This window comes from Chitinophagaceae bacterium, assembly GCA_007695095.1.
In the GTDB taxonomy this organism is placed as follows: Bacteria; Bacteroidota; Bacteroidia; order Chitinophagales; family REEL01; genus REEL01.
The window spans coordinates 1-20,546 of record REEL01000146.1; the positions used below are offsets into that span (position 1 = coordinate 1).

Sequence of the window (20,546 nt, forward strand, 5' to 3'; positions counted from 1 at the left end):
TAAATATTTCGGATTGAAACAAAAAAAAAGCCACTTTAAAAAGTGGCTTTCTCATAAATATATTTTTAGGAAGCGATTTTAGCTTCTATCACCTGCAAAATTAAAGAGCAATGAGAATCTCAATGTATTATCAAGTGGGTGCGGCTGTGGAGTTGTTGGAATTAAATATGAAAAGTTCAACTCCAAAACATTATATCGTACACCTAAACCTGCCGATAAAAATTTTCTATTTCCTTTTAACTCATGCTCGTTAAAGTAACCAACTCTAACTGCAAACTGCTGATCATACCAATATTCCAAACCAACAGCAAACATAATTTCTCTCATTTCCTCGGTAAAACCACCCGGTGCATCGCTAAACGATCCGAATATTCCTGCCGGAACTGAAAGCTCTCTGTGTGAACCGTCCGGTTGTGGAGTTGGTGCTAATAATTTATTAAAATCAGTGATTAAAGTAAGCTGATTATAATCATCTAAATTCAACTCCCATGCTACACCTATTCCTAAGTTTGCCGGTAAAAAATCTTTTTCTGCCGACTGTGTATATGATATTTTACTTCCTAAGTTTGAAATATTTGCACCAATGTTTAAGGTGGTATTCATATCTCCAACCTCTACTTCATCATTAGTATAAAAAAATGAAATATCACCGGAAGCAGCTGTTGCAGCAGTAATAACTTCACCCATAGATTCATATCCACTGGCAAGATTTGAGTAAATAAATCTAAGTGTAATACCGGTAGAAAAACGATCGGAAAGTCTTCTTGAATAAGTACCGTCTAATGCAAATTCATTAGGTCTGAATTCATTTAGATTAGCTCCCTGAGCATCTGTAAACTGAATATTTCCCAAAGAAAAATACCTTAATGATAAACCTAAGGCCTGCATATCATCCAGCTTATAATAGCCGGCAATATTTGCTAAGTAAACATCATTTACCAATGACCTTAGCCATGGTGTATAATTAATACCAATTCCAAAGTCAGCATCGTCTATAAAAACAATTTTTGACGGATTATGAAACAGTGCGTTAACATCCGGTGAAATTGCTACCCCGGCATCCCCTATTCCTCCTGAACGTGAATCAGGAATAACTCTTAAAAAAGGAACAGCCGTAGTTACTACATTTAAAATTCCCAACTCATCTTGAGGTGCTGTCTGTTGCGCTTTTGCAGTATTAAAAAGTAGAGGAAAAATTCCCAGGGCGAAAACCCATTTTTTTATGTGCATCTGATTTTTTTTAAATTTATTAACAAAATTATCTTAAAATTACCAATTTCTCAAACTTGTGGGCATTCAACCCGGAAGAAGAACGCACGTTTACTTTATAAACGTATACTCCCCTGCCTATTTTATCTCCAAAATCATCCAAACCATCCCAATGTATATTATCTACCCGATATCCTTCACTTACAACTTCCTGATGAATGGACTTTATAAGCTTTCCGGTTACCGTAAATATTTGAACCTGTACATCTAATATTTGTCCCGGTTGATTATGCTCAAACATAAAATTTGTAGAGGTTGTAAATGGATTGGGATAATTATAAACATGATTTAAGGCCATCTCAGCTGATGAAGACACGACAAACTCGGTATACCCTTCACCGGAGTTATTATGAACATCCCAGGCTTTAACCCGAACACTATGACGACCTTCCGGAAGTTTACTTAGCGGATAATTGATGGTTCCCCTTCTGAAGTTATCTAAATCTGCTTCGTAAAAATCATTTAATACCAGCACATTTCGGGTATCATCGTTTAACACAGCCGTAAGATCATGACCAATTCCGCTACCTACTGTATTTATACCACTTTCATCTCTAAGTTTTACATATAAAAGAGGGTTAGGGTCAGTTATCCCTCCGAAAACAAAAGTCTCATCATTCATAAACACTTCTACTTCCGGACCAGTATTATCTTCTACAAACACTTCAGCTGTACCTCCGACAATGATAGAAGTATCAAAACCGGCGGCATCTACCCAGTCTGTATTAGCATAATAACTAATTTTCCCCTGTCCGTATTTGAACATTATATCTTTAGGGACGATAAATGTAAATGAAAATTTACCGTCTTTAACTGTAGCTTTTCCTCTGTAAATCGTATTTTTCAAGAGTTCAAATTGTTTCTTAAAGCTACCTCCTGATTGACCTAAAGTTTCTACAACTGATACTTTATCAAAAACTAAAGGATATACAAAGCCGTTAAAATTTTCCAATAAAGTTCCGTTTTCGTTTCTAACCTCGCCTGTAATGGTATACTGACCCAAAGCACTTAATGTATCGGTTTGCTTTTCAACTAAATCTTCAGTAATCGATGTTGTTACTACATCATACTCCGGATAAGCTAATCTCATAGCCGGATCACCAAGCAGAACAAATTTACGGGTATTCCCTATAGCAGCATTTCCTAAATTTTTAGACAACAGTAAGGCTTCACCTACGGAAGGCATTTCTCCATTTATCGGCTCAAATATTCTTTTTAAAAAAGCCCTGTTCAAATCTTCATTTGCACTGGCAAAAACTAATCGTACTGTTGTTACTAAACCTATTCCTCCTCCGGCTGAATTTAAAAGAACATGTTCCCCTGCCGAAATATTAGTTGGATCATCGAAACGGCTAAACTCACAGGTTGCTGTTACAAACAATGGCATTTTATCATAGTTTGTCCAAGACAGTATATCACTGATAGTTAAAACTCGCTCATGCGCCCAGCCGTTTACACCTCCATGTCCAAGATAATTAACAATTAATGAACCCTTAAACATCTGATTATTGAGAGCTTGTTGTGCATCCGGAAACCTGGCACCTCCCGGGGTTGATTGTCTTGGGTAAGCATCGAAATATATCTTATTTATATTGTACAAAGGATAAGTAGTGTCTACAAAACTTACTAATCTTTCCGTTTGATTTAAATGTAAATTTGAATCTCCGTCATCGGCTAAAAAAACAAGGTCATTGCGCCAATTTCCAAAAGTTGCAGTACTTTCATAATGAATAATTTTATCCACCATATCCTGAGCATGCTGAAGAGTTCTGGCAGGTAAGCGCCCAACGGCTACATCAAGTAAATGAGAGCTGCTTAAAACATCATCCCCTTCGTTATCATCTAAAAATGCAAAAAAATCATCTGTAACAAATGTTGAAACCGGCCCTAATGAATTATGACTTTGATAAGTTGGTATCAGGTTAATGTTATTTTGAACCCGACTTCTGTTATCATAAGATCCGTTCCCAAATAATAATAAATATTTGGGCTGCTGATTGGCATTCGCTGCATTTCTATCATATAACATTTTTGTAAAATCTCTAATGGCAGAAATGTCAGGCGAACCTGCTGAAAATTCATTATATATTTGTTTTACATTCACAGTTATTACGTTAAGATTCTTAGTATTACGGTGATGCGATGCTAATGTTTCAACAGGGCCTTTAATATCCGGATGATAAACAATTATCATGTCTGCCTGCTGAATAGCATGTAAATTTTGATTTTCCACAACTTCTATAAACTCCGGCACAGGTAGGTTTCCCTGAGGATTAAAAACTATAAATCTTTTAAGCTTTTCAGTAAATGTACTGAATCTGTATTCACTTCCACTTAAATTACCGCTCATATTCACCGGCACAATCGGGTCTGTAATATCCCATACTTTCAAACCGGAATTGAAATTTGCAATTCTAAATTCTGTAATAACTCCTTTATCAATATTATTAAGATCTGTGAAAATAAACTGCTCACCATTATACCTTAATGAGCGCCTGAAGTTAACTTTTAAATAATCTATCCACCCTTCTGAAGACGAAGCTGAATTAACAAAATCAACAGTAAAATTTAAATTATTACCTGTTATATTACTCAAGGTATCAGCACGGGTTGTTCGCCTGGCATATTCTGAAGTATAACCGGATGATACGCTTGCAATATTATGACTTGTAAACTGCTGACCGTTTAAACGCAAATTAAATGTAGAAGCAGAAGATAATGAACGAGCCACAAACGCACTCTCTACATAAACCGGACTACTGCTTTGAATACCGGAAGACTCAAAAGTATAATTCCGTGAGGATACTGCAAAGCCAAAATTATCTCCATACCATTGCCTGCCGGATTTAATTAAATTAACCAATTCGTCTTCTACATATTTGTATTCAGAAAAATGAGTAGAAATATTATTGGGATTAGGAACAGATGAGGCTGTCGTCACTTGCTGTGAATTTGTTGACGAAATATTTATAAAATAAAAAGTCTTGTCTGTATACAGATTTTTTTGATGATCGAATCTTTCTGTTTCTTCATTATAAAAAACTGCATGAGGAGAACTACCATAAAACAAAACATAATCATTATTGCTAAAAGAGCCGCTTCCCGCTCCTGAAACTTCTACAGCAAGTTCTCTTAAATCTGTTGTTCGTTCTATTCCATTATACTCAGGCAACATCCCGCCTTCAATACCAAAAACTCTAACATTTGAAGGGTCTATATTGTCAGGATTTAACCCCAATTCAGTTATTAAATTTCTGTTTATCTTATGAATGGCTGATTTCTCAACTGCTATTTTATACCAATCGCCACTTGATAATACGGATGACTGAGGATAAGTATTGGCACCGGAAGAACTCATTCTAAAAGAGTTATCTACCTGAAAATCTACATCAAATGAAATTAGCTTTTCAATCTGACCGGTATTGGAATTTCTTCTGAAAGGAAAAATTTCAAAAATAGCATGTCGAACACCTCTGGCCGACCCGTTAAAAGCTTCAATTTTAAATTCACCGGAAAGTATTCCTTCGGTCTCATGGTCTGCTAAACTAATGGTTTGATATACTTCATTTCTGATTTCAGCATAAATTTGCCCGTTTGTATTAATGGGCTCAACTATTCTGTAAGCAGGTAAGTAGTTATATTTTTCATCGAAAAAAGCATCTTTAAAATAGGGAACTTCCTTATGAACTATACCATTTACCGATAGTTCTGTGTTTGATTCACCCCATTCAAGGAATACTTCTAAAGATGAAGCAGCTTTTGTAATATTACTGCATAAAACTATGCATAATAAGCTGAATGTATATTGTGTAAATATTTTAAACTTGCGCACTAATAATATTTTTTTATGATTTTAAAAACGAGCTTTTATAAATCATATTGCTAAACGTAAAATATTTTTGAAAAAAAATACCTTTAATTAAATTAAAACCGTTGTAAACTCATCAATTATATGAAAAATCAAGAATAAACAGTAATTTTGATATCGGTTTTACAACAAAGTAGTTTATGAAAAGATTAACAAAGATATATTTAACGGCATTTTGCACCATATTATTTGTATATTTTTACAGTTCTATTAATAATGTAGCTAATGCCCAAAGACCTGAATTTAGTCAATACCATTCTGCTCCTTTGCATTTAAATCCGGCTTTGGCAGGAATAGCTTACGGACCCAGATTTAATATTAATTACAGAAACCAATGGCCGCAATTAAACCGGGGATTTGAAACTTTTGCAGTTTCTTATGATCAGCATATAGAACCTCTCAGTGGTGGTATAGGCGTCTCAATCACTGCAGACAGAGTTGCCGGAGGGCTTTTAAATACTTATACCGGCCATGCAATGTATTCTTATCAAATGAGAATTGCTGACAATTTCGGATTAAAATTAGGCATCAGCGGTGGGGTAGTAAATAGAAATATAAATTGGTCTCAGCTTACCTTTGGAGATATGATCAATCCTTTATACGGATTTGTAGATGAATTTAATTCCCCAAACCCGACAACTGAAATTTCACCGGACAATAACAATATCTTATATGCTGACTTTGGAGCAGGTGGTGTATTCTTTTCAGAAAACTGGTATGTAGGAGCAGCTTTAAATCATATTACAAGACCCAAAGAACACTTTACCGAAGAAGAACACAGGTTAGCGATACGAACTGCTATACATGGAGGATACAATTTTGACATAAGTAGCAGGCCTGCACAGCAACTTTTTCTTTCTCCTAACGTATTACTAGTGCAACAATTAGAATTTACACAACTAAATGCCGGTATTTATATGGGTTCTGAGTATTTTTACGGAGGTGTATTTTACAGACATACTTTATCTAATTCAGATGCGATAATCGGTTTAGTAGGCTTTAATGCCGGACCGGCCAGAATTGGATATAGTTTTGACTTTACAGTTTCCGGACTGGAAATAAATTCAGGTGGAGCACATGAAATATCAGTTAGTATAAATTTAGGTGACGATCAGAGTTCTCTAAGTCCTGCGGGCTACAGAAACCAGATTAAATGTCCCGGAATTTTACGTTTTTAGTAAAAACAAAAAATATTTTTTCGTTCATGCTTTTCATTTTTTAAAATATTTATTTTAGCTTAGCGTTTCGTTTAGGTGTATTTAAAATCAAAAACCGTACAAATGATGACAAGAATCCTTGTAATTGGAGTCCTTTTTTCGACAGCTTTATTTTTCTCATCCTGCCAGAAGCAGAAATCTGATATAACCGGATGGAATTATAATGATCCGGCTAATGGCGGATTTGAAGTAGTTGATTACCCCGGTCAGGAAACAGGACCGAACCTGGTATTAATTCAGGGTGGTACTTTCGTAATGGGTAATACCGAACAGGATGTGATGTTTGAACATCACAATATCCCAAGAAGAGTAACCGTAAGTTCTTTTTATATGGATGAAACGGAAGTTGCAAATGTTCACTACAGAGAGTATTTATACTGGCTGCAAAGAGTATTTGGGGACGACTACCCGGAAGTTTATAGAAATGCACTTCCTGATACATTAGTTTGGAGAGATGAATTGGCTTATAATGAGCCTTATGTAGATTATTACTTCAGACACCCGGCTTATAATTTTTATCCGGTAGTAGGTGTAAACTGGTTACAAGCTGTAGAGTTCAGTAAATGGAGAACAGACAGAGTAAACGAGCAAATATTAGTTGACAGAGGTATTCTTGAACAAAACCCGAATCAGCTTAATGAAGATAATTTTAATACAGAAGCCTACCTTTTAGGACAATATGAAGGTATGGTTAGAAGAAATCTTGAAGATTTAAATCCTGCCGGTGAAGGTGAACGAAGTGTAAGAATGGAAGATGGTATTTTACTTCCTGCTTACAGATTGCCTACAGAAGCTGAGTGGGAATATGCTGCATTAGCATTAGTAGGAAACCAGCCTTACAGAGACGAGGAAAGAATTACCGACAGAAGAATTTATCCTTGGGATGGCTCAAGCCTTAGATATGCAAGAGGTGGTTCTTGGCAGGGAGACTTTTTAGCTAACTTCAGAAGAGGACGTGGTGACTTAATGGGTATTGCCGGTGCTTTAAATGATGAAGCAAGTATTACTGCTCCTGTTCGTTCTTACATGCCTAACGATTATGGATTGTATAACATGGCAGGTAACGTTTCTGAATGGGTAAAAGATGTTTACAGACCTCAAACATATCAGGATGCAAGTGATTTCAATACTTTTAGAGGTAATATTTTCAAAACAAAAAAATTGGATGAAGACGGTTTACCGGTTGAAAAAGACAGCTTAGGTAGAATCGTTTATCAGGAAGAAACAAATATCAACAGAAGAAATTATAGAAGAGCAAATGTAATTGACCATTTAGATGGTGATGAAGAATCATTGGTTTCATACGAATATGGTGAAACTACTTTGATTAGCGATAATGCTCGTGTTTATAAAGGTGGTTCTTGGAACGACAGAGCTTTTTATCTTTCTCCGGGTGCCAGAAGATTTTTGGATCAGGATCAGGCTTCATCTCAAATTGGATTTAGATGTGCAATGGACAGAGTTGGCGGACCTACAGGAGATGATGCTGGAAAACAATTCAGAAGAAGATAAATTACATTTTGGATAAGATATTTATTTTAAGAAAGGGGCGGAATTTTTCGTCCCTTTTTTATTTATTCAACTTTTGCATTAAATCTTTATGACAGAAGAAAAGCTCCACAAACTATTTAAAATCTTTTTAAAGTCCGGTGGAATTAATACGGATAGCCGGAAATTAAAAGCCGGAGAAATTTTTGTCGGAATTAAGGGAGATAATTTTGATGGTAATGACTTTATAGAAACTGCACTTAGTACGGGAGCATCGGCCGTAATTACGGACAAAAAGAAGTTTGAACTTACGACTGACGATAGAATTTTTTATACGGAAAATTCAATTAGGGCCTTAGGACAATTGGCCGGTTTATACAGAAATAAGTCAAAGTGGATTATAATCGGGATAACCGGAAGTAATGGAAAAACTACAACCAAAGAGCTTTGTCAGAAAGTACTTTCAATCAAATACAAAACATTCTCAACGCCCGGAAACTTTAATAATGAAATAGGAATGCCTCTAAGCATTTTAAACTTCCCCCCTGATATGGAGATTGGTATTTTAGAGTTGGGGGCGCGCTTTAAGGGAGATGTGGACTATTTGAGCAAAATAGCAAATCCAGACCACGCAATAATCACAAATTTTGGTAAAGACCATCTTGAGACTTTTAAAAATGTAGAAAACATAATTGAAGCAAACACAGAAGTTATTCCATATGTAGCAGCAAAAAAAGGCTGTTTGTTTCTTAATGGTGACGACCCGAAAATGCAAAAGCTAAATTCCGAAAATGCAAATATCCGGTTTCATGGATCAAGTGAAACATCTACTGTAAAAGGCAACATAATTGAAAATAAAACTCCGGAGTTAAGTTTACGCTTTTTTGAAGCAGGCAATGAGTTCATCATAAATTCAAAGCTAACGGGTTCTTATAATTTCTACAATTTTATGACAGCTGTAAATCTGGGTCTGTTCTTCAATATTCCACCCACTGATATTGCTATAGCGCTTTCTTCTTATGAAGCTAAAGCTAATCGCTCCCAGATTTTAAAAAAGGATACAAACACTTTTATATTAGACGCTTACAATGCAAACCCTGACAGCATGCATGCAGCTCTTGATAATTTACAAAGTATACGGTCTAATGATAAATGGGCGATTGTCGGAGATATGCTGGAGTTAGGCAAATATACAGAGCAAGAGCATCTGCAAATAATTCAGAAACTGGAAAAAATGGATTTGGAAAAGACGATTTTTGTAGGTGAGATTTTCTTTAACCTGCTGCCTGCCGAAGCCTTTAAATTTAAAACGGTTGCTGAATTAAAAAGCTGGTGGGAGAAAAATGAAATCAAAGACAAACTAATACTACTAAAAGCTTCCCGAGGCATTGCACTAGAAAAACTAATTGAGTGATTCTTCCCATTCAAAGGTATCGAACATATGGAGTAAATCTGTTCTAAAAAAATCAATCACAGGTCTTAAAGAATCCACATTTGGCGCAGTCTCAAAATACAAAGCACCTCTTACAAAATGATCTTCATAATCAGTAAGATAAAACTGAAGTGCTGAAGCTGCATCACCCCCGACATCATAAAAAAGTCCCTGTACATTATCTTTTCTCCCCTGTATTCTTTTTTCTTCTATATACTCTGCCTTAATTGTATGTTTAAATGTCATTTTATGTGCATCATCCATCAGCACACCTATTGCGTTTTTATCTTCATCCACTTCTTTATAGCTCAAATGAATAGTACCGGCAAAGTCTTTAAAAACTATATCAACCCAACAGGGTGAATCCGGTAACTCTCCAAAAAATGTTTTATTAGATACAATCTCCCCGTATTTCGGCATTTCAAAAACGAAAGGACAATCTTCAACTACAAATTCTTTATAAGCTTTTTCAGGAAAAACTATTTTAGGATAAGCTTTTGGCTTAGGAGTAAAATCCTCACTGCAGGAAGTAAATGCGAAAACGAATATAAATATGAAGCTTAGATATTTCATAAAATGATTTAAGATACTTCACCATCTAAAATGGTTACTTTTATATTTTCAATTCGGAACTTGTCAATTGAAATAACGGTAAACCGGAAGTTTTCATACTGTATGCTTTCATTTTTTTTCAAAAATCGTCCGGATAGCTCCAAAACTAAGCCGGCTAATGAGTCAGCATCTTGCTTGACATCATCAAAAGTAGTGGTATCTATACTCAGATAGCGGCAAAAATCATTAATTTGAGTCTTACCATCAAAGATAAATGTATTCTTATCAATACGTGTGTAGTTTAACTCATCCTTATCATCAAATTCATCCTGTATATCCCCTACCACTTCTTCTAAAATATCTTCGAGAGTAACCAGTCCGGAAGTACCTCCATACTCATCGACGACTATAGCCATGTGGTTACGGTTAGATTGTATTTCTTCCAGCAAATCATCAATTTTCTTTGTTTCCGGAACATAAAAAGCATTTCTGATTATTGGCCGCCAGTCGTAATTTAAATCATCTTCATGTTCTAATATGCGAATGATATCTTTCACGTGCAGTATGCCGGATATGTGGTCAACATCTTCCTTAAAAACCGGAATTCTAGAAAAGCCGGACTCTTTTATCAATTCAAGAATTTCTTTGAGAGAGCTTTTTTCATCTACAGCTACCATGTCTACTCTGGCTGTCATGATTTGCTTAACAGTAATATTGCCAAACTTTACAAGTCCTTTCAAAATCTTTATTTCTTCCTTATCATCTGAAGGTTTGACAGTAATATCAATGGCTTCATTTAAGTCACTTATTGTTATATTATGTTGTTTATCCTGAAAGCGACGCTCAATCACTCCACTGGACTTTACCATTATGTAGCTGATTGGTTTAAACAACTTTGTCAGGAACAAAAGTGGTAAAGACATAAACAAAGCAAATTTCAAGTTATGCTCAGTTGCGTATACTTTTGGTACAACTTCACCCAATAAAACTAAAACAAAAGTGATTCCAATAACATTGATCAAAAAGCCTAATAACTCATTTCCGGTAAAATCAAAAAGACTTTCAAACAGGAAATAAGATAGAATAATGATTGAAATATTAATCAGATTATTAGAAATTAAAATGGTCGCCAATAAATAGCGAGGTTTTTCCAAAAGCTTTATAAGTGTATCACCGGCAGTATGGTAATTGTTTTTAAGCTCCTGAAAATGATTATTATTCAAAGAAAAAAAAGCTACCTCAGAGCCTGAAACTAATGAGGAACATACTATTAAAATAAGTATGAGAATGCCTACAATGAGTAATTCCGGGCTCAGAGGCGCTATAAATTGTATGAGCAAGCCAAAACGTTGCTCATAATCTCCATCAGAAAGACTACTTTCCAAATTATTTAATTTTTATTACAAAAATAATCAAAATTTAGAAAGGTAAATCATCATCATCATTTTTGTTGCTGACGTCTGATTGCTGGCTTGACATTTGGCCTTGTGGCTCGCTGTCATAGTTGCTTCCACCTTCATTATCAGACTTTTTATCTAACATCTGAAAACTGTCAGCAACAATTTCCGTAAACCACATTTTTTGCCCGTCCTTATCGTAAGAACGAGTACGAATCTTACCCTCAACATACACATGACTACCTTTCTTCAGATAGTTTGAAGCAATGTCAGCCAAATTTCCCCAAATGACAACATTATGCCACTCTGTTTGAGTAATTAACTGACCTGATTTGTCTTTGTAGCTTTCTGAAGTTGCTAATGGAAATTTAGCAAGCTTGTTGGTTGAATTTGAAAGCTGCGGCACTTCAGGGTCTTTTCCCAGGTGCCCGATTAGCATTACTTTGTTTAATCCTCTCATAATTTTAAGTTTAGGTTAATAAATTTATAATATTAAAGTTAAATAACATTTTTTAAAATACCAAGCAATTGTCTTTGGAAATGGCATTTTTTTTAAAATGTTTTTTTTCACTACATGATAATTAGGGTATAATTCCTGTGGTTGCAATTCATTTATACGGATAAAAAAAGAGAAAATAAATTGGTGTGACAATGTTTGCTTATAGTTAAATATAGCTCGCTTAGTGTCTTTCATCGAAATGTTTTCCAACTTCTGTATTGTAAAAAAATCTTCACATGCTTTTTCAACATTTTGTTCAGTTTCATACTCTACATGCGGAAAATCATATAAACCTGACCAAACATCTTTCTCACTTCTTTTATTTAAAACTATTTCTTCTCCGTTTTCAATTATAAAATAGTAAAAGTAACGTTTCTTTTTTTGTGCCTTTGCTATTTTGACCGGATATTTTTTAATATTATCGTTTTGAAAGGCAAAACATTTTGGTTGCAAAACACAATTCTCACAATCAGGTGATGTAGGCTTGCATATTAAAGCGCCGTAATCCATAATCAACTGATTATATTTTGCCGGGTTCGACATATCAATAAGTTCATCTGCCAATTTCTGAAAGTTTCTTTTGGTTGAGGCTTTATTATATGGTTCACCTATCCCAAAATAGCGGGCCAAAATTCGAATAACATTGCCGTCTAATACCGCTTTTGGAATATTAAATGCAAAGCTGGATATTGCAGAAGCTGTGTACGTACCGACTCCCTTTAACTTCAATATATCTTCAAAATTATCAGGGAAATTGCTGTTATACTCTTTAACAATCTGATTAGCAGCTGTATGTAAGTTCTTAGCCCGACTGTAGTAGCCTAAACCTTCCCAATCTTTTAGTACATTATCTATAGGGGTATTTGCCAGAGAATCTACATCCGGATAGTTAGAAATAAACTTGTTGTAATAACTCTTCCCCTGCTCTACTCTGGTTTGTTGTAAAATTATTTCTGATAGCCATATTTTATAAGGATCCTTTTCGTACTTCCAGGGCATTAGTCTCTTCTTATGCCCTTCCCAATGCATTAACTCTTTTGTAAAAAAAAGCTTCTTATTTTTACCCTCTGAAGGATTATCTTCCATATTATCCAAATGCATGTCGCTTTACTGCTCTCCCTAAAAATCGTAACTTGTCTTTAAACGAGAATCTGCCAAGATTTGTTTTGACAACACCCAGACTAAACTTCGTCTTCTTCGAGTAATCGACAACCACATCTAAAATTACCGGTATTCCTTTAGCAGAGGTTTGAAGAGATTCTTTTACTGACTCTTCTATCTTACTGTTGTCATCTAATCTTATATAGTGAGCCCCGGTAGCCATTGCTACACCTTCAAAGTTAACTTTTCCCAAAACAGTACAGGTTTTACGGTTTAAAGGGATTTGCTGAAATTGAGCAATCTGTCCTAACTCACCATCATTAAAAATTATATGGACTGAACCTATTTTGTTTGCTGCTGCAGTTACAATTTCCATACAAGTCATCATAAAAGCCCCATCACCGACAATTCCAACTACATCTTTATCCGGATGAGCCAATTTTACAGCAATAGTAGCCGGAACACAATACCCCATACAGTTAAAGTCACTCGGAGACAAAAAATGTCCGGGAAGATAAGACGGCATCAATTCTTCTGTCAGAAAAGTGTGTGTACCATCGTCTGTAAGAACAAATGCATCATCAGCAATTTGATTTCTGAGGTTTTTAAATAAAAGATACGGGTTAACCCTGTCTTTACTATTATGCTTTTCCCATTCTGAAAAATATTTTTCTTTATCGGAAGCAATTTGGGCAGAAAACACTTTTATATCTCTGTCCGGCTTATGATTTCTATTTTTCAAACTTTCTGAAATTTGCTTTAACACCTGAGTGGCATCTCCTTCTATACTTATTTTTGCCGGATAATTCTTGTTAAAAACTTCCGGATTTATATCTATATGAATTAAATTTTCAGGCACTTTTACTCCAAAACTACCGGTAGCTAATTCAGCAAAACGCACCCCTACAGCCAACATACAATCACAATCTTTGAAAGCATTCTCAGCCGCCGGAACCGCTGACCTTCCAAAACCCATGCCCGTATGAAGCGGGTGTCTGAAATCAAAAACACTCAATCCCTGAAGAGTTGTTGCCACAGGTGCAACTAATGCCTCCGCTATTTCTTTCAAATAAGTTGAGGAGTTAACACTTCCCCAACCGGCGTAAATGCCCGGTCTTTTTGCCTTTAGCAATAAATCTACGGCTGCCTCTATTTCATCCTGATTAAATTTATTGACTAATTCCGGCTTTTGATATGTATGTAACTTATCTATTTCACCGGTAAACATTTGAATATTAGCAGGCACCTCAACAATCACAGGCCCCGGTTCTCCGGAATTTGCCAAATCATAAGCTTTGTAAATAGTGCTAATAATCTCCTCGTGTTTCTGAATTAAAAAACCACCTTTTACAATTCCATCCGCTAATTTAAGTTGATCCATTTGATGAAGCTGATAATTCATTCCGGTATCATTTCTGACGCCTCCCGTAATAATCAGCATGGGTATTCCATCCAGATAAGCCTCTCCTATTCCACTCATGGCATGAGTTAAACCGGCAGCCGGAACTATAACAAGTGTGCCAGTTGATTCTGTTGAACGACTAATTGCGTCGGCCATAAAAGAAGCACTTCCTTCATGAGTTACCAGTACAGGCTTTATCAACTCACTGGAGTTTAGTGAATCATAAATTTCCGTATTATGAACACCGGGTATTCCAAATGTATACCTGACTCCAACTTGTTCTAAAGCATATACAACTAACTCTGCTCCTGATTTTTTCATTTTATATTTTTAATTCTGAATGACTAAGATATCAATTTTAAAGATTGTAGCTCACTAAATTTATTTTTATACGCTATTTAATAGCCTCTGCTTATTGCATCTGCTGCATTTTGTGCGTTAACAATACAAGCTGCCAAAAAAGTACCTTCCAAAGCCCTTTTGCCATGAATTCCGCCACCTCCATAGCCTGCGGCTTCACCAACTGCGTATAAGCCGGGAATGGGTTCATGTTCTTTATCCAACACCTGACTTTTTAAATTAGTCACACAACCTCCCAGACTTTTTCTGGAAAGTATAAATTCTCTAATAGCTATTAAAGGGCCGGCTTTTTTATCTAAAATTTTTTGAAAATTACACGTTCGTAAACGATCGCCTCTATAACTCCTGAGTTGAGCAATTCTTCTTAGCTGATCGTCATTTCTAAACTTTGACGGACTAAGCATGTTGTCAAATTTTTCTATCTGTGTTTTAAGATCGTCTGCATCTATCATTTCATTTTGCTGAAGAGCATTCATTTTATGAACCAATTCCTCTACGTTGTCAGCAAAAACAACATCTTTACAATTTTCCATCAAATCATTTATAAGGTTTTTATTCCCAAATAATACATTTTTCAAAAAAGCAAAAATCTTTTTATCCCTGATAGCATCATTATATTCTGAACCGGAAACAGCCAGTTCTTTCAAAGCAATCTTATAATTCATAATCTGCCAGGACATTTTTACCGGCTCTTTACAAATTCGCTCTACTAAATAACGCGTATCAAATGCAGTTATCAAAGCCGGATTTTCAAATCTTTTACCTTGATAATTTACCCAAAGAGCTGATTTAGGAGGCACTAAACTTAATCCATGATTATCTCTTTTTGGCCTGGGGTGATGAACACCTGCCGCATAATTCCATTGCAAATGCAAATTTGCGCTGACACCTCCCGCCTGATTGGCTAATTTTATAGAACTTCCGTCAGCATATTTGTGTGAACCATTGAGAATAGTTTCCGGGAGACTCCCCCACTCTTCATACCAGTTTTTTTTCAACAAACTCAAATCACCGCCACACATGCCTCCGCTTGCAATTATAACTGAATCTGCATAAAAACTATGCTCCGTATTATCCGCTTCGTTAAGTGCAAAAACACCTTTTACTTTGCCATCCTGTATATGTAAAGAATGTACTTTATGCCTGAATAAACTTTTAAACTTTGAGTTTTCAGTAATTCCTTTAAGTGAATTTAAAAGTGAATTAATCAAACCTAATCCGGTTCCCCAAACCATATGAAATCGGGGCAGACTGTTTCCGGGATGAAAAAGACCTCTTTCTACCCAATGTACAACCGGAAAAAAAGAAACTGAATGTCTGCTTAAGTAATTATATACTTTTTCCCGATTATTCTCAATAAAATAGTTTGCCCATTCTTTTTCATATTTCGCATTATTATTGAATTCGGCTGAAGAAAACCAATCTGACTTAGCAAGCTCTACACTATCTTTAATGCGGTTTCTTTTTTGAATGGGGCTGTCTACCATAAATACTCCACCAAAAGATTCTTTTGCCAGTCCTCCAAAGTTTTCAACTTCATCTCTGTCCAATATAATTACAGTCTTATTTTTCTTTAATAGCTCAATTGCAGAGACAATACCTGCAATTCCCCCTCCAATTATCAAAACATCGGCTTTATTTTCTATCCTATGCATTAAAAACTTATTAATAATATTTTTATAAAACCTTTTCTGTTTGTTGCCACGAAAATTATTTGACTAAGATAAAAAGAATTATTATTCATTCACCGCATAAAAAATAGATAAAATACATGCTAATCAATATTTTACAAATATAATTGTAAACAAAAAATATAAATTACACAAAATTTTAACACCTAACTATAATAAGCTGCGCTTTTTAAGGTTTAATATTTGTAGTTTTTTTAAGTAATTCCACTCAATTACTAAAATATTTACGAATTTTGTACGAATAAACAAACAGAATAAAAATGAGAAAAGCAGATTTAATTGCACAAATTGCAGAAAAGACTGGCATTCCTAAAGTAGATGTATTGGTCACTATGGAAACATTCTTTAATGAAATTAAGGAATCATTAGGGGAAGGAGAAAATGTTTACATTAGAGGTTTTGGAAGCTTTATTGTTAAAAAAAGAGCAAAAAAAATTGGTAGAAACATCAAGAAAAACATAGCCATAGAAATTCCTGAACACTTTGTTCCTTCATTCAAGCCGGCAAAAACATTTGTTGATGATGTGAAGAAAAATCTAAAACCTGAAAAGAAAAAATGACATTTAAACATTACATAGTTATTTTTTTTTCATTTGGACTATTGATTCTAATTTATTTAATGCCGATTAAAAATCCGGAGTTAAATAAGGTTAATAGAGAAAGTACCTTACCCGGAGAGTTCTCAATTGAAGAATACAGAGAAGGTCGATTTGAAAATTTAGAAGACAGTACTTTAGCTAAAATAGCTGATATACAAGCAAATATTTCAAACACTGACTTTCCGGAAAGCAAAGCTCTAAAGGATAGTTTGGTAAAGATATATGCTGAGTTAGATGAGTTAGCCTTGGCAGCAGAGTTACAAACAACGCTCGCTTCTAAAACTCAGACTGAGTCAGATTGGCTTGCAGCAGCTGAGTTGTACAGGATTGTTTTTTTACGGCAACAAAACAGGCACGCTTTTTATTTTTATCTGCAAAGTAAATTTAAAGAAAGTCTGGAAGCTGCTTTAAAAATCAACCCGGATAATTTAGAGACAAAAGTTGATTTGGCAGGTTTGCTAATGGAAGATGATGCGAATGTAATGGCCGGTGTAGAAATATTACTTGATGTAGTCGAAAAAGAACCACAAAATATAGAAGCAAATCTATTGTTGGGAAGATTTGGAATTGTATCAGGACAGTATGACAGAGCTGTAATGCGTCTTGAAACAGTTATCAGTCAAGATCCTACAAATTCTGAAGCCTATTTTTTTCTGGGCGAAGCATATAATGCTCTAGGAAAAATTGGAAAAGCGGTAGAAATGTTCGAAATTTGCAAATCTTTAGTAGACAACCCGGAATTTGAAAGGGAACTGGATTTATACATAGAAAGAATTTTAGTCAAAAAATAATATATAGAATATGCCTTGCGGAAAAAAAAGAAAAAGACATAAGATAGCCACTCACAAACGTAAGAAAAGGCTTCGTAAAAACAGACACAAGAAGAAAGTGAAGTAGAGGAGACAGAAACGCTATTCATCACCATACTTAAAGGACCCTTTATTTATTTTGTCAATGCATAATTTATGCGTTGATTGTATCTAAAATTTAAATATTTTGGAAAGGGAATTATATATCAATTCTTCTCCGAGCGGTGTTGATCTTGCTCTGATTGAGGATAAAAGATTAGTTGAATATCACAAAGAAGGTACGAATAAGCAGTTTACTGTTGGTGACGTATGTTTTGGGAAAGTAACAAAAGTTATTCCCGGATTAAATGCGGCATTTGTTAATGTAGGTTATGAAAAGGAAGGTTTTCTTCATTATACAGACTTAAGTCCGCAATATAAGAGCCTTTCAAAATTCACCAAATCTGCCGTAGCCGGTAATGCAGGCGATAAATTGCTTCAAAACTTTGAATTTGAAAAGGATATCTTTAAAAACGGAAAGATTACAGACGTTCTTGAAAATAAACAGACAATCCTTGTTCAAATTTTAAAAGAGCCTATTTCCACCAAAGGCCCCCGATTAAGTTGTGAAATTTCTTTACCGGGCAGATACATCATCTTATCGCCCTTCACCAACTCTATAGGGATATCAAAAAAGATCTCCAATGCTGATGAAAGAAAGCGTTTACTCAGGCTAATGGAAAGTATCAAACCGAAAAATTTTGGTTTGGTCGTCAGAACTGCTGCCGAGGGCAAGTCTGTTGTCAACTTACACGAAGACCTTGAAAGGTTAATTACCCGCTGGGAAGAGATTAAAAAGAATCTGAGGGGAAGCAGTGCACCTAAAAAGGTTTTTTCCGAATTAAGCAAAACATCCACTATTTTAAGAGACCTTCTAAATGATGATTTCAATAAAATTACGACGAATGATAAAGCACTTTATCATGAAATAGAGGAGTACATCGCCAAAATTGCACCTGAAAAGAAAGGTATAGTTGAAAATTATACCGGAAATAAGCCATTATTTGATGTTAACGGTCTTACAAAACAGATAAAATCACTTTTTGGGAAAACTGTTACCATGCAAAGTGGGTCATATCTGGTCATAGAACATACGGAAGCTTTACACGTAATTGATGTAAACAGCGGTCCGAAAGCGGCTAATAAAGGCGATCAGGAGACAGTTAGTTATCAGGTAAATTCAGATGCTGCCAGAGAAATTGCCAGACAAATGCGATTACGGGATATTGGTGGTATTATAATCATCGATTTCATTGATATGCGCTCGGCTGAAAACAAAAAGAAACTCTATACAGAAATGAAAGAGTTTATGAAAAACGACCGGGCAAAGCATACTGTACTTCCTTTAACAAAGTTTGGGCTAATGCAGATAACCCGCCAAAGGGTAAGGCCTGAAATAAACATCAAAACTACCGAAACTTGTCCAAGCTGTCGCGGTACCGGAAAAATAGAATCTTCTATTTTAATCACCGATGAAATAGAGCGACACCTTGAATATTTAACCAACAGTCATAAAAAAATCAGTCTGATAGTACACCCCTATTTAGAATCATTTCTGAAAAAAGGTCTTATGTCTGTTCAGCTTAAGTGGTTTTTAAAATATAAAAAATGGATTACTATAAGGCCTGATGTAAATGCCGGTCTGGTTGATTTTCATTTTTTAGACAAAAGCAATGAGCAAATTATCATATAGATTCAAAGTGAATTTAGTAGCTTTGAGAACTAAAAATTAAGTACATGTCTGAAACACAAAAAAAACTGGAATCATTAGCCTCACAGGTTAGAAGAGATATAGTAAGAATGACTCACAGTGCAAAATCCGGGCATCCGGGAGGATCACTTGGTTGTGCCGATTTTTTAGTGGCCCTGTACTTTGAGGTAATGAATATTAAGCCTGATTTTACCATGGACGGTGAAGGGGAAGATTTATTTTTCCTCTCAAACGGGCATATATCACCTGTTTGGTACAGTGTTTTGGCTCGTAAAGGGTTTTTTAAGCCGGCAGAGCTTTCGACATTCAGACTGATTGACAGTCGCCTGCAGGGTCACCCTACAACTAAAGAAGGCTTACCCGGCATAAGAGTTGCCTCGGGTTCTTTGGGTCAAGGCTTATCTGTGGCTATCGGAGCTGCTTTGGCAAAAAAACAAAACAATGATGACGGATTGATATATACTTTACAAGGTGATGGTGAGATGCAGGAAGGGCAGATTTGGGAAGCGCTTATGTTTGCACCCCACCATAAAGTTGACAATCTTATAATGACAATTGATTATAACGGTCAGCAAATAGACGGTCCTACGGAAGATGTTATTTCTCTGGGAGATTTTCCTGCAAAACTGAAAGCATTTGACTGGGAAGTGCTGGAAATGAACGGCAATGATATGGAATCTGTGCTAAACACTTTAAAGACAGCCAAATCAAAAACCGGAAAGGGAAAGCCTGTAGCCATAGTTATGACAACTGAAATGGGACATGGTGTGGATTTTATGGTTAATGACCACAATTGGCATGGCGTACCTCCAAATGATGAGCAGCTTGAAAACGCTTTATCACAACTAAAAGAAACCATAGGCGATTATTAAAGTTTTTTAGTAATGCTTTATATAGTTGCTAAAAAATTAAGGGTTGAGATAGGGTTTGGGGGGGTGAGACATTAGAAAAAACCTTTTAATTTCTTTCTCTGACCATTTTTCTTCCAAATAAGCAATGATCTTATCTAAATTATCAACCGCTTCTATTGACCAAATAACTTTAGTTATTTTTTTCATATTTTTTCATCAGTTCTGCATGGTCAACAACCCGGTTTTCCTCAATATCTTTTA

Annotated in this window: 16 protein-coding genes; 7 read left to right on the top strand and 9 right to left on the bottom strand. The window is 35.4% G+C overall.

The window, feature by feature from the left end:
* Window positions 1-78: 78 nt before the first annotated feature.
* Window positions 79-1,230, bottom strand: a complete 1,152-nt coding sequence (locus tag EA412_11835) for a hypothetical protein (protein TVR77163.1) — start codon at window positions 1,228-1,230, stop codon at window positions 79-81.
* A 28-nt stretch (window positions 1,231-1,258) separates the two neighbouring features.
* A complete protein-coding gene (locus tag EA412_11840; protein ID TVR77164.1) occupies window positions 1,259-5,101 on the bottom strand; it encodes a T9SS C-terminal target domain-containing protein in 3,843 nt (1,280 codons plus the stop codon).
* Between the two features lie 176 nt (window positions 5,102-5,277).
* On the opposite strand from EA412_11840, the gene EA412_11845 reads away from it, so the two are divergent.
* From EA412_11845 to EA412_11855, 3 genes are all read left to right on the top strand, one after another.
* The gene (locus EA412_11845) at window positions 5,278-6,315 is read left to right on the top strand and encodes a type IX secretion system membrane protein PorP/SprF (protein ID TVR77165.1); all 1,038 of its coding nucleotides are present in this window, start codon (window positions 5,278-5,280) and stop codon (window positions 6,313-6,315) included.
* Window positions 6,316-6,420: 105 nt separating this feature from the next.
* Entirely contained in the window at window positions 6,421-7,866 is a 1,446-nt protein-coding gene (locus EA412_11850; protein TVR77178.1) for a gliding motility lipoprotein GldJ, read from the top strand.
* Window positions 7,867-7,954: 88 nt separating this feature from the next.
* A complete protein-coding gene (locus EA412_11855; protein TVR77166.1) occupies window positions 7,955-9,256 on the top strand; it encodes a UDP-N-acetylmuramoyl-tripeptide--D-alanyl-D-alanine ligase in 1,302 nt (433 codons plus the stop codon).
* Here EA412_11855 and EA412_11860 read toward each other — a convergent pair.
* The 6 genes from EA412_11860 to EA412_11885 all read right to left on the bottom strand — a co-directional run bounded on the left by EA412_11860 (window position 9,245) and on the right by EA412_11885 (window position 16,240).
* A complete protein-coding gene (locus tag EA412_11860) occupies window positions 9,245-9,847 on the bottom strand; it encodes a hypothetical protein (protein ID TVR77167.1) in 603 nt (200 codons plus the stop codon). The two genes, EA412_11855 and EA412_11860, sit on opposite strands and share 12 nt — an antisense overlap.
* 8 nt (window positions 9,848-9,855) lie before the next feature.
* A complete protein-coding gene (gldE, locus tag EA412_11865) occupies window positions 9,856-11,211 on the bottom strand; it encodes a gliding motility-associated protein GldE (GenBank protein ID TVR77168.1) in 1,356 nt (451 codons plus the stop codon).
* Between the two features lie 34 nt (window positions 11,212-11,245).
* Window positions 11,246-11,683, bottom strand: a complete 438-nt coding sequence (ssb, locus tag EA412_11870; GenBank protein ID TVR77169.1) for a single-stranded DNA-binding protein — start codon at window positions 11,681-11,683, stop codon at window positions 11,246-11,248.
* 24 nt (window positions 11,684-11,707) lie between these two features.
* Window positions 11,708-12,823 (bottom strand): A/G-specific adenine glycosylase, encoded by a 1,116-nt coding sequence (gene mutY / locus EA412_11875; GenBank protein TVR77170.1) that lies wholly within the window; start codon window positions 12,821-12,823, stop codon window positions 11,708-11,710.
* Complete coding sequence (locus tag EA412_11880; protein TVR77171.1) at window positions 12,810-14,546, bottom strand: thiamine pyrophosphate-binding protein; 1,737 nt, start codon at window positions 14,544-14,546, stop codon at window positions 12,810-12,812. The genes mutY and EA412_11880 overlap by 14 nt, the downstream gene beginning before the upstream one ends.
* A 77-nt stretch (window positions 14,547-14,623) precedes the next feature.
* Window positions 14,624-16,240 (bottom strand): FAD-binding dehydrogenase, encoded by a 1,617-nt coding sequence (locus tag EA412_11885; GenBank protein ID TVR77172.1) that lies wholly within the window; start codon window positions 16,238-16,240, stop codon window positions 14,624-14,626.
* A gap of 296 nt (window positions 16,241-16,536) precedes the next feature.
* Between EA412_11885 and EA412_11890 the strand changes: the two genes are divergently transcribed.
* The 4 genes from EA412_11890 to EA412_11905 all read left to right on the top strand — a co-directional run bounded on the left by EA412_11890 (window position 16,537) and on the right by EA412_11905 (window position 20,306).
* Entirely contained in the window at window positions 16,537-16,836 is a 300-nt protein-coding gene (locus EA412_11890; GenBank protein ID TVR77173.1) for an integration host factor subunit beta, read from the top strand.
* Window positions 16,833-17,666 (top strand): hypothetical protein, encoded by an 834-nt coding sequence (locus EA412_11895; protein ID TVR77174.1) that lies wholly within the window; start codon window positions 16,833-16,835, stop codon window positions 17,664-17,666. The genes EA412_11890 and EA412_11895 overlap by 4 nt, the downstream gene beginning before the upstream one ends.
* Window positions 17,667-17,871: 205 nt before the next feature.
* On the top strand, window positions 17,872-19,416 hold the full coding sequence (locus EA412_11900; GenBank protein TVR77175.1) for an Rne/Rng family ribonuclease: 1,545 nt from the start codon (window positions 17,872-17,874) through the stop codon (window positions 19,414-19,416).
* 44 nt (window positions 19,417-19,460) lie between these two features.
* Window positions 19,461-20,306 carry a transketolase gene (locus tag EA412_11905; GenBank protein ID TVR77176.1) on the top strand — a complete coding sequence of 282 codons (846 nt, stop codon included), beginning with the start codon at window positions 19,461-19,463 and terminating at the stop codon, window positions 20,304-20,306.
* A gap of 36 nt (window positions 20,307-20,342) precedes the next feature.
* On the opposite strand, the gene EA412_11910 is transcribed toward EA412_11905, so the two are convergent.
* Window positions 20,343-20,492, bottom strand: coding sequence for a type II toxin-antitoxin system RelE/ParE family toxin (locus tag EA412_11910; protein TVR77177.1), 150 nt, complete (start codon window positions 20,490-20,492; stop codon window positions 20,343-20,345).
* Window positions 20,493-20,546 lie beyond the last annotated feature (54 nt).